This window comes from Nocardiopsis endophytica (assembly GCF_027706725.1).
Classification (GTDB): Bacteria; Actinomycetota; Actinomycetes; order Streptosporangiales; family Streptosporangiaceae; genus Nocardiopsis_A; species Nocardiopsis_A endophytica.
On the sequence record NZ_JAQFWQ010000156.1, the window covers coordinates 1 to 14,272 of the forward strand.

Here is a 14,272-nt window from a genome sequence, read left to right on the forward strand (position 1 = left end):
CACACGCGCCGCACCCGACAGCGCTGCGACGCGGGCCGCCGGCCTCTCCTCGTCGCCGCTCTCCGCCCCACGCCCTGTCGGCCCGCCACCCGGCCGGGGCCCTTGAGTGGGGTACCTGCTCAGCCGCCCAAGCACCCGGGCCGCGAGCGGCCCACCGCCCGGCAGGCAGGGCCCGGGAACCGCCCGGCTCTCGCCGTCGCCGCCGCACGGCGACCACGCACACGCGCCGCACCCGACAGCGCTGCGACGCGGGCCGCCGGCCTCTCCTCGTCGCCGCTCACCGCCCCACGCCCTGTCAGCCCGGCGCCCGGCCGGGGCCCTGAAGCGGGGTACCTACTCAGCCGCCCGACCGCCTGGACCGTGAGAAGCCGGACAGACGGCAGGAAGCGCCCGGGAACCGCCCCGCTCTCGCCGTCGCCGCCCTCCACGGTGACCACTCACACGCCCGGCACCCGACAGCGCTACCGGCACGGCCGCCGACCTTCGTCGTCGCTCCGCCCGGCGCTTCGTGCACGTGGTGCGGGGGTCAGTCCTTCGGGGGTTCCCATCCGAAGGTGCGCTCGAACTGGCGCATGAACACCGCCGGGGTGATCCGCGAGGCCGCCGCCAGGCCCGCGTCACGCACCGCCGCCCCCGCTCGGGAGCGCATCCGCGTCACCCTCTCCGCCCGCGCCGATGCCGCGGCCACCGCATTCGCCCTCGGAGCGCGCGATGCCGAGTAGGCGGCGAGGGCGTCGGGCACGTTCACCGACGCCTCGGAACCCCCCGCCCCCTCGGAACCCCCCGGCCCCACCGCGTGTGCCAGCTCCACCGCGTCCTCGATCGCCTGGCACGCCCCCTGCCCCAGGTACGGGAGCATGGCGTGGGCGGCGTCCCCGAGCAGCGCGACGCGGCCCCGGTGGTACTCGGGCAGCGGGGTGGCCAGCCACCGCAGGTCGCCCCGGATGAGCGCCTCCTCCGGGGCGGACTCGATGACCCTGGGGACCGGATCGCACCAGTCGCCGAAGGCCTCCAGCAGCGCCCGCCTCTCGCCGCCCTCCGCCCTGCCGCCCTCGGGGGCCGGGGCGACCAGGTAGGCGTAGACGGACCCGTCCCTCAAGGGCATGATCCCCGCGCAGTGCCCCCGCCCCCAGATCTCGGCGGCCTCGCCGACCGGGGGTTCCGGCCGGGTCAGCAGCCGCCAGCACGTGGCGCCCGAGTGGACCGGCCCCGGATGGCGGGGGAACAGCTCCCGCCGGACCGCCGAGTCGATGCCGTCGGCCGCCACCACCAGGTCGGCCTCCAGGACCTCGCTCCCTCCTCCGTCCACCCCCTCGACCTTCACCTGCGCGAGGCGTCCGGCACGACCCGGGGCTACCGAGACGACCCGCGCGCCGGTCCGCAGCGCCGACTCCGGGAGCGCCCCGGCGAGGAGTCCGACCAGGTCGGAGCGGCGCAGCACCACCAGCTCGTCACCGAAGCGCCGGCGCACCGCGTCCTGGTCGGTGCGCATCAGCCACCGGCCCGACGCCGCCCGGATGCCGCCCCCGCCCCGCAGCGCCCGGGTCCGCGCCGGGTCCCCCAGCCCCAGGACGTCCAGGGCGCGCAGCGCGTTCGGCGCCACCCCCAGGCCCGCGCCGACCGGCCGGATCTCCTCGGCCCGCTCCAGGACCCGGACCCGCCAGCCGCGTCGGGCCAGGGCGCACCCCGCCGCCAGCCCGCCGATGCCCGCGCCCGCCACGATCGCCGTCCGTCCGCCCATGACCGCCTCCCTCTACACCTGTAGTGACGGTACTCTACATCCGTAGTGGACCAGAAGGGGGACCGGTGGCCGGAAACGGAACGGAACGGCCGCGCGACGCGGTCATCGGGCGGGCGGCGGTCGCCCTCATCGCCCGGGAGGGCCTGCGCGGGCTCACACACCGAGCGGTGGACCGGGAGGCCGGCCTCCCCCCCGGGTCGACCTCGTACTACGCCCGCACCCGCGCGCGCCTGCTGCAGGTGGCGGTGGAGCGCATGGCCGCCGAGGAGGACGAGGTGCTCAGCGCCATGGGCCCTGGCCTCAGGCCGGATGCGGCTCCCCCGCCGGACGCCGCGTCGGTCGCGCACCTGTTCGCGGGGTTCGCGCACTTCACCATCACCGAGGCCGCCGAGCGCACCCTCGCCCGCTTCGAACTGGCCCTTGAGGCGACGAGGCGGCCGGAACTGCGCCGGGTCTACGACGGACTCGGGGCGCGGTACCGCGCGCTGGCCGAGGACGTCCTGCGCGCCGTGGGTTCACAGGACCCCGCACGGCACGCACGCTCGTTCATCGCCTGGTGCGACGGCATCGCGTTCGACTCCCTCGCCGGGTCGGGCGCGGCCTCTCCCCCGGGATACGACGAGCTCTACGCAGACGCGGAGGACCTGGTGGGGACCCTCTTCGGTGCGCGAGGGGCGGAACGGCCCAGCGGGCGCTGAGCACGCGTCGGCCCCTCAGCGATCGGCGGTGCGCGGCTCCCCCGGAGGGCGCCAGTCGTCCACCGGACGCGTGTACCGCGCCAGCTGCCACGGCGCCACCTTGCCCACCAGTCCGGCGGCGGTGTCCCGCAACCCCGTCAGCACCGGGGAGTCGTTCTGCACCGCCTCCGCCAACTGGGCCGACCTCTGCACCAGGGCCGCCGTCCGTGGCAGGCGCGACGCCGTGTACGACTGCACCGCCGTCGGCACGTAGGCCATCGACCCGCTGGCGTGGTGCGCCAGCACCACCGCGTCCTCGATCGCCTGGCACGCGCCCTGCGCCAGGTTCGGCGTCATCGCGTGCGCGGTGTCCCCCACCAGCGCCACCCGCCCCTTGTGGTAGGCGGGCAGCGGGGTGTCCACGTGCCAGACGTCGCTGCGCACCACCGCCTCGGGACGGGCCGCCGCGAACAGGTCGGCCAGCGGCTCGTGCCAGTCCTCCACCCGGGAGACCGCCTCGGCCCGCTCGTCGGCGGCCCTCTCCCCCGCGGGCACGTTCCCGGTGACGTAGCAGTACACCTCGTCCCCGCTGAGCGGGAGGACCCCGGCGGTGCCGCCCCTGCCCCAGGTCTCCCCGAAGTCCAGCGGGTCCTCCGGGCGCCACGGCACCACCGCGCGCCAGCAGGCGAACCCGGCGTAGACGGCGCCGGGGTGCTCCAGGAACAGCTCGCCGCGCAGCGCCGAGCGCGCCCCGTCGGCCAGCACGACCAGGTCGGCGGCGACGTCCCCGGTCTCGGTGGCGACCCGGGCGGGCTGCCGCGTGGTGCCCGGCTCCACCGCGGTCACGGCCGACCCCGTGCGCAGCGCCCCGGGCGGCAGGCGCTGCAGCAGCACGTCCACCAGGTCGGCGTAGCGCAGCACCGAGACCGCGTCGCCGTAGCGCACCTGCGTCTCGTGCGGCCCGGTGCGCAGCAGCCACCGGCCGTTCCGGCTCCGGATGGCGGCGATGCCGTGCGGCGCGGAGCGCTTGCGCACCTCCTCGCCGGCGTCCAGGGCGTCCAGGGCGCGCAGCGCGTTGGGCGCCAGCGCGAGCCCGGCGGCGACCGGGTCCAGCACCGGCGCCTTCTCGAACACGGTCACCGCGCACCCGGTGCGGGCCAGCGCAGCGGCGGCGGCGAGGCCGCCGACGCCCGCCCCGACCACGACGGCGTGCGGTTGTGCCATGGACTGGTTCCTCCGGACCCTGGTCGGGGGCCCACACACCCGGAGGCACGGGGGCCCTGCCCCCTCAGGCTAGAGTCGGCGGTCCGCGAATGCCACGCGTTGCCGAGGATTCATGGCCTCTGGCCCAACCTGGACTTCCGGGTGGAAGTGTCCGGCGCCCCCGCCGCGCCGGGGGACGGGGCCTTCCCGCCATGCCAAGCGGGCGCTAGGTTGGAAGGCGCGCACGCCCCCTGCAGAAGGGACCCGCGACCGTGCCCCCGAACCCACCGCCGCGCCGCCCCGCCGGCCCCGTGCGCGCCGCGCTGCTGCGCACGGCGCGCAGGGCGGCCGCCTCACCGGTGTTCGCCCGCCTGGCCCCGCCCGTGCTGCCGCGCCTGGACCGCCTGCTGCACCGGCTCACCGGCGGCCGCGTGCAGATCGCGCGCTGGGCCGTGCCCAGCCTCATGCTGACCACCACCGGGCAGCGCAGCGGCGCGCCGCGCAGCGCCCCCGTGGCGTGCCTGCCCGAACGGGAGCGCACCCCGCGCACCTTCCTGGTGGTCGGCAGCAACTTCGGGCGCGAAAAGCACCCCGCCTGGACGGGGAACCTGCTCGCGCACCCGGATGCGGTGGCCAACTACCGGGGCACCGACATCCCGGTCCGGGGCGTGCTGATCACCGGCGAGGAGCGGGAAGCGGCCTGGGCCCGCCTCAACGAGATGTGGCCCTACGAGTCCTACGCCTCCCGCTCGGGCCGGGAGCCGCGCGTGTTCCGCCTGGTCCCGCGCGACCCCTGACCCTCAGCGGCCCCCGCGTCGTTGATCTCGGGAAAAGTGCCCCTGAAAGCGGGCCGGTAGCGTCATTCCTCCCGAGATCAACGCGGAGCACACCCGCCCATCCGCGCGGGCGGTCAGACGCGGTCAGACGCGATCAGCCGCGCTTCTTGTGCGCCGCGATGCGCCCGCGCTCCTTCTGGTCGAGCACGACCTTGCGGATGCGCACGGCGTCGGGCGTGACCTCCACGCACTCGTCCTCGCGGCAGAACTCCAGCGCCTGCTCCAGCGACAGCTTCCGCGGCGGGACCAGGCGCACCAGCTCGTCGCCGGTGGCCGAGCGCATGTTGGTGAGCTTCTTCTCCTTGGTGATGTTGACGTCCATGTCGTCCATGCGCGAGTTCTCACCGACGATCATGCCCTCGTACACCTCGGTGCCCGGCTCGACGAACAGCACGCCGCGCTCCTGCAGGTTGAACATGGCGAAGGCGACGGCCTGCCCGGACCGGTCCGCCACCAGCGACCCGTTGGCCCGCGTGCGCAGCTCGCCCGCCCAGGGCTCGAAGCCCTCGAAGACGTGGTGCGCGATGCCGGTGCCGCGGGTCTCGGTGAGGAACTCGGTCCGGAACCCGATGAGCCCGCGCGAGGGGACCAGCCAGTCCATCCGCACCCAGCCGGTGCCGTGGTTGGTCATCTGCTCCATACGGCCCTTGCGCACGTTGAGCAGCTGGGTGATGGCGCCCATGTAGTCCTCGGGCGCGTCGACGGTCAGGCGCTCGACCGGCTCGTGCAGCTTGCCGTCGATCTCGCGGGTGACCACCTGCGGCTTGCCGACGGTCAGCTCGTAGCCCTCCCGGCGCATCTGCTCGACCAGGATGGCCAGCGCCAGCTCGCCGCGGCCCTGCACCTCCCAGGCGTCGGGGCGGTCGGTGGGCAGCACCCGCAGGCTGACGTTGCCGACCAGCTCGCGGTCGAGGCGGTCCTTGACCAGGCGCGCGGTGACCTTGCCGCCCTTGACCTTGCCGACCAGCGGCGAGGTGTTGGTGCCGATGGTCATCGAGATGGCCGGCTCGTCCACGGTGATCAGCGGCAGCGGCCGCGGGTCCTCCGGGTCGGCCAGCGTCTCGCCGATCATGATGTCGGGGATGCCCGCGATGGCGATGATGTCGCCGGGGCCCGCCTGCTCGGCGGGCTTGCGCTCCAGCGCCTCGGTCATCAGCAGCTCGGTGACCTTGACCTGCTGGACCGAGCCGTCGGCGCGGATCCAGGCCACCTGCTGGCCCTTGCGGATCTCGCCCTGGCGCACCCGGCACAGCGCCAGGCGGCCCAGGAACGGCGAGGCGTCCAGGTTGGTCACGTGCGCCTGCAGCGGCGCGCCCGGGGCGTACTCGGGCGCCGGGACGTTGTCCAGCAGGGTGCGGAAGAACGGGGTGAGGTCGTCGTTGTCGGGCACACCGCCGTTCTCGGGGCGCTCGAGCGAGGCCTTGCCGTCGCGCGCGCAGGCGTAGACGATCGGGAACTCGATCTGGGACTCGTCGGCGCCCAGGTCGATGAAGAGCTCGTAGACGTCGTCCACGACCTCGGCGATGCGGCTGTCGGGCCGGTCCACCTTGTTGATGCACAGGATGACCGGGAGCTTGGCCTCCAGCGCCTTGCGGAGCACGAAGCGGGTCTGGGGCAGTGGGCCCTCGCTGGCGTCGACCAGCAGGACGACCCCGTCGACCATGGACAGCCCCCGCTCGACCTCGCCGCCGAAGTCGGCGTGGCCGGGGGTGTCGATGATGTTGATGACCACGTCCTCGCCCTCGGGCGTGGTGTAGTGCACCGCCGTGTTCTTCGCGAGGATGGTGATGCCCTTCTCGCGCTCCAGGTCGTTGGAGTCCATGACGCGCTCATCGACGTCCTGGTTGGCGCGGAAGGCCCCCGACTGCCACAGCATGGCGTCGACGAGCGTGGTCTTGCCGTGGTCGACGTGGGCGACGATGGCGACGTTGCGGAGGTCGGTGCGGCGTGCGGAGCCCTCAGCGGTAGTAGCGCTGGACATGCGAAAAGTCTCGTTCTCATTCACTGGGTACAACCGCGACACCCGCGGCCGGAATCCAGTTTAGGCGCTTGCGCCGGTTACCACGGGAAACGGGCAGGTCGGCGGGGTGCTCTCGGACACCCCCCACTGGACAACCCTCCATATTTCGGACTTAGGATAGGCGCGCCTAACCAAGGCGTGCCGGTCCGGGCGCGCCTCCGTCCGCCGCGTCCCGCCCCCGGGGCCGCACCCGAGAACGACGAGGGATCCTGCATGTCCGCCACCCCGTCCCGCCGCGCCGGGCTGACCGCCCGCGCCGCCGCGCTCGCCTCGGCGACCGCGCTCGCCGCCACCGCCTGCACCTCCGGAACCGCCGACCCGCAGGCCGAGGGCGGCGGCGACTGGAAGACGGTCACCGTCGACCACGCCTTCGGCTCCACCGAGATCGGCGCCGAACCCGAGCGCATCGTCACCGTCGGCTGGTCCGACGAGGCCGCCCTGCTGGAGATGGGCATCGTCCCGGTCGGCATGGCCGCCTCCACCTACGCCGGGGACGAGGACGGGTACCTGCCCTGGGACCTGGAGAAGATCGAGGAGCTGGGCGGGGAGAAGCCCGAGCTGATCAACACCGACGACGGCCTGCCCGTCGAGGAGATCGCGGCTCTGGAGCCCGACCTCATCCTGGGCGTGCAGTCGGGGATGGAGAAGGACGAGTACGAGCAGCTCTCCGGCGTCGCCCCGACCGTCCCCTACCTCGACCAGCCGTGGATGACGCCCTGGCAGGACGAGGTGCGCACGATCGGCGAGGCCGTGGGCAGGCCCGACGACGCCGACAAGGTGGTCGCCGACACCGAGTCCTACCTGGACGGCCTGGTCGAGGAGCACCCGGAGTTCGAGGGCGCCACCTTCGCCGCGGGCACCCTGATGCCCGACACCGGCGAGCTCGGCTTCTACATCAACGGCGACCCGCGCAACGCCCTGCTGGAGCAGCTCGGCCTCACCCCGGCCCCGTTCCTGGAGGACATCGACGCCGAGAAGGACGCCTTCTACGGCACCATCAGCCAGGAGAACGCCGAGGACATCGACGCCGACGTGCTGGTGATGTGGTTCAACACCCCCGAGGACCGCGAGACCCTTGAGGACAGCGGCGTCTTCGGACGCGTCAGGGCCGTCAAGGACGGCGGGTTCGTCGGCTATGAGGACCACGCGGAGTCGATGGCCATCTCCTCGCCCAACCCGCTCAGCATCCCCTGGGTCATGGACGGCGTCACCGAGGACCTGTCCAAGGCGGTCGAGGGGAAGGCCTAGCCGGTCGCCCGGCCCCGGTCAGGCAATGGGCCGGGCTCCGGGGCAGGGGCCGGGGCGGACCCCCTGGTCAGGCCCCGGGTCAGGCCAGGGGTGCGGCGCCGTCGCGCTCCAGGAGCGGTCGGACCTCCCCGAGGAACGGAAGGTCGGCGGGGAGCCAGTCCACCTCGTCCAGCTCCCCGGGGCCGAGCCACCGCAGCGCCAGGTGCTCAAGGGCCCGCGGCTCCCCCTCGACGATCCGGGCCGCCCACACCCGCAGCACGGCCCTGGGCCCCTCCGGCCGCACCGGCATCGCGACGTCGCCGCCGAGCCGCTCGCCCAGCGCGATCTCCACGCCCAGCTCCTCACGGCATTCGCGCACCAGCGCGTCGGTCGCGGCCTCGCCCGGGTCGACCTTGCCCCCGGGCAGCTCCCACCGGCCGCGCAGCTTCGCGGGGGCCGCGCGCTGGGCACCGAGCAGCATGCCGCCGCGGATGATCGCGGCGCCGACGACGATCTGGGTCGCGGCTGGGCCGCCGTCCTGTGTCCGAGTCACGGTCGACAACGCTACTCCAGCGGGGGCCGGGTGCGCGTCCGGAGCGGGCGCCCGGAACCGGCCGCCGCCGTGTGGGATCGAAGGGTTCGGGGCACGCGTAAGGCACGGGCCCCGGTGTGACGGCGACGCGCCTGACGCGACCGAAGGAGTGCGCATGTCGGCTCTCAACGCCCTCAAGGGCTGTTCGCTCGAAGGGACCTGGGTGGACGTTCCGGGCCACAGCGTGACGCTCTCCCTGCGCTCGCCCGCGGGGGCCGTCCCCGCCCTCACCTACACCCTGGTGCTGGAGGGCGTCACCGACTTCAGCTTCTTCGACGAGGGGGCCGCCCCGTGGCCGGGGGCCGAGGTGGCCGACGTGGGGTCCGACCACGATGAGGACTCCATGCGGCTGGACTTCTCCTTCGGCGGCGAGGCCTCCGGGCTGGCGGTGACCTGCGGGAAGGTGCTCCTGCACCGCACCCGGGACGGCGAGCCCTAGACGGGTCCCGGACGAGCCCTGGACAGGCCCTGGACGGGCCCCGTGCGAGCGCCCGTCGGGCCGTGGTCGAGCCCTAGGCCCTCGGGCGCCGGCGGGTGCCGGCGCCCGAGGGGGGCCGACGCTCTCCGGGGGGAGTGGAAAGAGCGTCAGCGTCCATTGGGGTCGGCGTTGCCTCGGCCCCCCGCCGGGGCGGGGAGGAGAGTCGGCGCAGCGGGCACGCCCCGAATGGTCCGAGGCCGTGGCGCGCCCGGCCGTCCGCACGAGAGGGGTGGCGTCCGCGCCGCCGGTTTCGGCCTCATAAGGGGAGCCTATTCAGCCCTGGGCCGTCTTGGGGCCCAAACGCGGAAAACGCGGGCGGGACCGCGCCCGGGAGGGGGTTCGGGCACGGTCCCGGGTGGAGGAGTGCGACGGGTCGGAGAGGGGATCCTGCCCGCCGGGCCACCGGCTCCACCGTAGGGAAAACTACCGGTCGGTTCTGTTGTCGACAAGGACGAAATTTCCCCGGATTTACCGGCAGCCCGATAATGCGCGATGTTGAAACCGAACACGGGTGCCATTCGACGACAATCCTCCCGTAGGCCCCGTTATCCGGCGGAATTCTCCGTGCGCAGCCGGTGCGCCAGCCCGGTGAACCGCCGCCCGGCCGCCGCCGAGCGCACCGCGCGGGCCACCGCCCGCCGCGACCCCACCAGCACCACCAGCCGCTTGGCCCGGGTGATGGCGGTGTAGAGCAGGTTGCGCTGCAGCATCATCCACGCGCTCGTGGTCACCGGCACCACCACGGCCGGGTACTCGCTGCCCTGGGAGCGGTGCACGGTCATCGCGTAGGCGTGCGCCAGCTCGTCCAGCTCGGCGAAGTCGTAGCCGACGTCCTCGTCCTCGTCGGTGCGCACGCTCACCCGCTGCTCGACGCTGTCGATGCCGGTCACCTGGCCGAGCGTCCCGTTGAAGACCCCGTTGGCGCCCTTGTCGTAGTTGTTGCGGACCTGGGTGACCTTGTCGCCCACCCGGAAGACCCGGCCGCCGAACCGGCGCTCGGCCAGCCCCTCGCGCGGCGGCGTCAGCGCGTTCTGCAGAAGCGTGTTGAGGTTGCCCGCGCCCGCCGGGCCGCGGTGCATCGGCGCGAGCACCTGCACGTCCCGCCGCGGGTCCAGCCCGAAGCGGCGCGGGATGCGGCGGGCGACCACGTCCACGGTGAGTTCGGCGGTCTCCTCTGCGTCGTCGCAGGGGAACAGGAAGAAGTCGTCCATGCCCTGCAGCAGCGGCGGCTCCCCGGCGTTGACCCGGTGCGCGTTGGTGACCACCCCCGACTGCTGCGCCTGCCGGAACACCCGGGTCAGCCGCACCGCCGGCACGGGCGAGCCCTCCTCCAGCAGGTCGCGCAGGACCTGGCCGGCACCGACCGAGGGCAGCTGGTCGACGTCGCCGACCAGCAGCAGGTGGCCGCCGGGCGGGACCGCCTTGGCCAGCTTGTTGGCCAGCAGCAGGTCGAGCATGGAGGCCTCGTCGACCACCAGCAGGTCGCAGTCGAGCGGGTTGTCCCGGTCGTAGGCGGCGTCGCCGCCGGGCTTGAGCTCCAGCAGCCGGTGCACGGTGGAGGCCTCGTGCCCGGTCAGCTCGGTCATCCGCTTGGCCGCGCGGCCGGTGGGCGCCGCCAGCACGATCTTGGCGCCCTTGGCCGCGGCCAGCGTGATGACCGAGGCGACGGTGAAGGACTTGCCGCAGCCGGGGCCGCCGGTGAGCACGGCGGCCTTGCGGGTGAGGGCGAGTTTGACCGCCTCCTCCTGCTCGGGGGCGAGCTCGGCGCCGGTGCGGCGGCGCAGCCAGCCCAGCGCCGCGTCCCAGTCGACGCCGGCGAAGGCGGGCATGCGGTCGGCCGGGTGCTCCAGCAGCGTGCGGAGCTGCCCGGCGAGCGAGGCCTCGGCCCGCTGGAACGGCACCAGGTACACGGCGGTGACGGGCCCGCCCTCCGGGCCGGGCACCTTCTCGGTGAGCACCCCCTCCTCGGCCACGAGCTCTCCGAGGCACTCGATGACCAGTCCCGGGTCGACCTGGAGGATCTTGACGGCGTCGGCGATCAGCCGCTCCTCGGGCAGGTAGCAGTGGCCCTCCGAGGTCGATTCGGACAGGGTGAACTGGATCCCGGCCTTGACCCGGTCGGGGCTGTCGTGCGGGATGCCCACCGCCTGGGCGATGGTGTCGGCGGTCTTGAAGCCGATGCCCCACACGTCGGTGGCCAGCCGGTAGGGCTCGCCGCGCACCACCCCGATGGAGGCGTCGCCGTACTTCTTGTAGATGCGCACCGCCAGCGAGGTGGAGACCTCGATGCCCTGGAGGAAGACCATGACCTCCTTGATGGCCTTCTGCTCCTCCCAGGCCTCGGTGATGCGCCTGGTGCGCTTGGGGCCGAGCTTTGGCACCTCGATGAGGCGCTCGGGCTCGTTCTCGATGACCTCCAGGGCCCCGGCGCCGAAGTGGTCGACGATCTTCTCGGCCAGGCGCGGCCCGATCCCCTTGATCAGCCCGGAGCCCAGGTAGCGCCGCACGCCCTGGACGGTCGCGGGCAGCACCGTGGTGTAGTCCTCGACGCTGAACTGGCGGCCGTACTGCGGGTGGGAGCCCCACCGCCCGCGCATCCGCAGCGACTCGCCCACCTGGGCGCCCAGCAGCGCGCCGACCACGGTGGTCAGGTCGTTCGCGCCGCGGCCGGTGTCGACCTTGGCGACGGTGTAGCCGGTCTCCTCGTTGGCGAAGGTCACGCGTTCGAGGACGCCCTCCAGTTCGGCCGGCCGGTACCCCTGGCCGCCCTGCGCACCCCTCGCACCGCCCACGGGCCCCTCCACTGACTCGGTTCCCCTCCCCATCATGCCGCCCCCGCACGACAGGCGGGGAGGCGGCGGTGCGCCGTCCACAGGCCCCTGCGGCTACCCTCGTCGTCCGTGATCGAGAACGCTTCAGACCGTCCCGCGCCCGGCGGCCGTCCCGCGCCCGACGGGGTCCACGTGGGCAACGCCGGCGCGGACGCGCCCATGGACCGCGGCTGGCTGCTCGGGCACTTCAAGCCCGAGGACGACCCGCGGCACAGCACCGACGTAGAGATCAAGTGGGGCACCCACCCGCCCGGCGACGAGCGGGCCGAGTGGGCGGTCGGGGAGAAGCGCACCGCGCTCCTCGTGCTGATCAGCGGGCGGTTCCGGCTCAAGTTCCCCGACGGCGACGTGGTCCTGGCCGAGCAGGGCGACTACGTCGTGTGGGGTCCGGGCACGGACCACTCCTGGATCGCCGAGGAGGAGTCGGTGGTCATGACGGTGCGCTGGCCGTCCATTCCGGGGTACGCCGTCGGGAGTTAGGGGGTGCGCCGTCGCGCATTAGGGCGTTTCCCGCGCTCGTGGCAGTATCCGGTGCATGACTGACGTACCCCTCATTCTCCCGGCCCGCACCGCCGTTCTCGCGCTCCACTGGCAGGTCAACGTCATCAAGCCGGAGGGCTTCTTCGGCGGGATGCTGGCCGAACCGGTCCGTGCCTCCGGAGTCGTCGACCGCGCGGTGCGCTTCCACGACGACGCGCGCGCGGCGGGCGTCCCCATCGTCTTCACCCGCTTCACCGTTCCGGAGGGCGAGGGCGCGCTCGTGCGCAACACCGCGTTCATGTCCGCGGTCGCCGACGCCCAGGAGTCGTTCCGGCCCGACGCGCCCGGCACCGCGCTCATCCCGGAGATGGCCGCGCTCGGCGACCGCGACGAGGTCTCCGACAACCAGCGCCTGTCGGGTCTGGCCGCCACCGACCTGCCCGACCGGCTGCGCGCGCACAGCGTCGACACCCTGCTGATCACCGGGGTGGCCACCAACCTCACCGTGGAGCAGACCGCGCGCAGCGCCACCGACCTCGGCTTCACCGTGCACGTGGTGGCCGACTGCGTGGCCGCCGCCGACCCGGCGGTGCACGAGGTCTCGCTGGGCAACATGGACCTCACCACGGCGGGGCGGCTCTCCGCCGCCCAGGCCCTGGAACGCCTCGCCCCCGCCTGAGGAGTGCGAGGATGCCCCCATGATGCTGCTGGACGGTCGGCCGGCGACGGCCGAGGAGCTGGCCACGCTCGCGCTGTACGGCTACGGGCACTTCACCACGATGCGCGTGGAGGGGGCGCGCGTCCGGGGGCTGTCGCTGCATCTGGACCGCCTGGAGGCGGACTGCGCGGCCCTGTTGGGCGCCTCCCTCGACCGGGACGAGGTCCGGCGCCGGGTCCGGGAGGCCGCCGACGGCGCGGACGGGCCCGTGGTCGTGCGGGTGACCGTCTTCGACCCGGCCCTGGAGCTGGGGGTCCCCGCACGCCTGGGGCGTCCGCGGCTGCTCGTGTCCACGCGCGCGGCGCCCGGGGTCCCGGCGCCACCGCTGTCGCTGGACACCCGCGAACACGAACGCGAGCTTCCGGCGGTGAAGACGTCGTCGCTGGCCGGGGCCCTGCACGCGCGGCGTGCCGCACAGCTGGGCGGCCATGACGACGTGCTGTTCGTCGACCGCGCCGGCCGTATCACCGAGGGCGCGACGTGGAACATCGGCTTCGCGCGAGGCGGCGAGGTGCTGTGGCCGGAGGGCGACGTCCTCCAGGGCACCACGATGCGCCTGCTCGACGGGGCCGGGGGCGCCGTCCACCGCACGGTCCCGGTCCCCTTGGAGGCGGTTCCGGAGATGGACGGCGCCTTCATCACCAACGCCGCCGTGGGCGTGCGCCCCGTCTCGGCGATCGGCGCCCACACGTTCACCGACCGCCTGCCCCTGGTCGACCACCTCCGCCAGGCGTACGAGGCCGTCCCCGGGGAGGCCGTCTAGCACTGCAACGACAGGTCTCCCTCAGCAGCCCCGCGACCTTGTGTGAAAGCCGCTCCTGAACCCGTCGTTGCCGTATCAGGCGTACTCGGGCTCCATGCTCCCCGCGATCCGCATGTGGGGCCCGGCTTCGGCGTCCCGCCCCTGGCGCTGGAGGGTGCGGCCGAGCATGAGCTGGACGTAGGCGTCCGCCGGGTCCTCGGCCGCCATGCTCCGCAGCTCCTTCTCCGCCCGGCCGAGCTGGGCCGAGGCGTAGTAGGCCCGCGCCGCCAGGAACCGCGCGCCCCGATCGTCGGGGTGGGCGTCCAGGACGGGCGCCAGCAGTTCCAGGGCACCGAGCGGGTCGCGCGCTGAGAGCAGGGACTCCGCGAGGCGGTAGCGCTCCACCTCCTCGGGCAGGCGCCGCCCCTCCCCCGGCGCCTGCCGCAGGAACGCGGCGATCTCCTCGGCGGGCTGCGCGCCCGCCAGGGCCCGGCCGCCGACGACGATGGTCGGCGAGGTGCGGATCCCCCGCGCCTTGCCGCGCAGCAGCAGCTCCCGGACGGCGGCCGTCCCGCCGCCCTCCGCCACCACTCGCCCGCCGCCGTGGAACCCGGCCGCATCCGCCGCGGCGGCCAGAGGTCAACGGTTCCCCCAACCCTGCCTGCCGGGCGACAGGCCCCTCAGGCTCTGGGCGGACGGCTGGGCAGGTACCCCGCTCAAGGGCCCC

Annotated in this window: 13 protein-coding genes; 7 read left to right on the plus strand and 6 right to left on the minus strand. The window is 74.1% G+C overall.

The genetic code is table 11. The features are described 5' to 3' along the window. Positions 1-526: 526 nt before the first annotated feature. Positions 527-1,741, minus strand: a complete 1,215-nt coding sequence (locus O4J56_RS30210; protein WP_270690525.1) for an FAD-dependent monooxygenase — start codon at positions 1,739-1,741, stop codon at positions 527-529. A 65-nt stretch (positions 1,742-1,806) separates the two neighbouring features. Between O4J56_RS30210 and O4J56_RS30215 the strand changes: the two genes are divergently transcribed. Beyond that, positions 1,807-2,439, plus strand: coding sequence for a TetR/AcrR family transcriptional regulator (locus O4J56_RS30215; protein WP_270690526.1), 633 nt, complete (start codon positions 1,807-1,809; stop codon positions 2,437-2,439). Positions 2,440-2,454: 15 nt separating this feature from the next. On the opposite strand, the gene O4J56_RS30220 is transcribed toward O4J56_RS30215, so the two are convergent. Continuing rightward, positions 2,455-3,642, minus strand: coding sequence for an FAD-dependent monooxygenase (locus O4J56_RS30220; RefSeq protein ID WP_270690527.1), 1,188 nt, complete (start codon positions 3,640-3,642; stop codon positions 2,455-2,457). A 251-nt stretch (positions 3,643-3,893) separates the two neighbouring features. Here O4J56_RS30220 and O4J56_RS30225 point away from each other — a divergent pair, with 251 nt between their 5' ends. Beyond that, on the plus strand, positions 3,894-4,418 hold the full coding sequence (locus O4J56_RS30225) for a nitroreductase family deazaflavin-dependent oxidoreductase (RefSeq protein WP_270690528.1): 525 nt from the start codon (positions 3,894-3,896) through the stop codon (positions 4,416-4,418). A gap of 133 nt (positions 4,419-4,551) precedes the next feature. Here O4J56_RS30225 and typA read toward each other — a convergent pair whose 3' ends face one another. Continuing rightward, complete coding sequence (gene typA / locus O4J56_RS30230) at positions 4,552-6,438, minus strand: translational GTPase TypA (protein ID WP_270690530.1); 1,887 nt, start codon at positions 6,436-6,438, stop codon at positions 4,552-4,554. 252 nt (positions 6,439-6,690) lie between these two features. On the opposite strand from typA, the gene O4J56_RS30235 reads away from it, so the two are divergent. Next, a complete protein-coding gene (locus O4J56_RS30235) occupies positions 6,691-7,725 on the plus strand; it encodes an iron-siderophore ABC transporter substrate-binding protein (RefSeq protein WP_270690532.1) in 1,035 nt (344 codons plus the stop codon). Positions 7,726-7,804: 79 nt separating this feature from the next. Here O4J56_RS30235 and O4J56_RS30240 read toward each other — a convergent pair whose 3' ends face one another. Then, entirely contained in the window at positions 7,805-8,266 is a 462-nt protein-coding gene (locus tag O4J56_RS30240) for a (deoxy)nucleoside triphosphate pyrophosphohydrolase (RefSeq protein ID WP_270690533.1), read from the minus strand. 145 nt (positions 8,267-8,411) lie between these two features. Here O4J56_RS30240 and O4J56_RS30245 point away from each other — a divergent pair, with 145 nt between their 5' ends. Then, positions 8,412-8,735, plus strand: a complete 324-nt coding sequence (locus O4J56_RS30245; RefSeq protein WP_270690535.1) for a hypothetical protein — start codon at positions 8,412-8,414, stop codon at positions 8,733-8,735. Between the two features lie 584 nt (positions 8,736-9,319). On the opposite strand, the gene recD2 is transcribed toward O4J56_RS30245, so the two are convergent. Then, the gene (gene recD2 / locus O4J56_RS30250) at positions 9,320-11,566 is read right to left on the minus strand and encodes an SF1B family DNA helicase RecD2 (RefSeq protein WP_270690537.1); all 2,247 of its coding nucleotides are present in this window, start codon (positions 11,564-11,566) and stop codon (positions 9,320-9,322) included. A gap of 108 nt (positions 11,567-11,674) precedes the next feature. On the opposite strand from recD2, the gene O4J56_RS30255 reads away from it, so the two are divergent. From O4J56_RS30255 to O4J56_RS30265, 3 genes are read left to right on the plus strand one after another with little or no spacing between them, the layout of a single operon-like run. Next, on the plus strand, positions 11,675-12,085 hold the full coding sequence (locus O4J56_RS30255; protein WP_408639196.1) for a cupin domain-containing protein: 411 nt from the start codon (positions 11,675-11,677) through the stop codon (positions 12,083-12,085). A gap of 55 nt (positions 12,086-12,140) precedes the next feature. Further along, a complete protein-coding gene (locus O4J56_RS30260) occupies positions 12,141-12,764 on the plus strand; it encodes a cysteine hydrolase (protein ID WP_270690538.1) in 624 nt (207 codons plus the stop codon). 22 nt (positions 12,765-12,786) lie between these two features. Continuing rightward, positions 12,787-13,566: an aminotransferase class IV gene (locus tag O4J56_RS30265; RefSeq protein WP_408639197.1), complete on the plus strand. Its 780-nt coding sequence runs from the start codon at positions 12,787-12,789 to the stop codon at positions 13,564-13,566. A 75-nt stretch (positions 13,567-13,641) separates the two neighbouring features. On the opposite strand, the gene O4J56_RS30270 is transcribed toward O4J56_RS30265, so the two are convergent. Further along, complete coding sequence (locus O4J56_RS30270) at positions 13,642-14,136, minus strand: tetratricopeptide repeat protein (RefSeq protein WP_270690541.1); 495 nt, start codon at positions 14,134-14,136, stop codon at positions 13,642-13,644. Positions 14,137-14,272 lie beyond the last annotated feature (136 nt).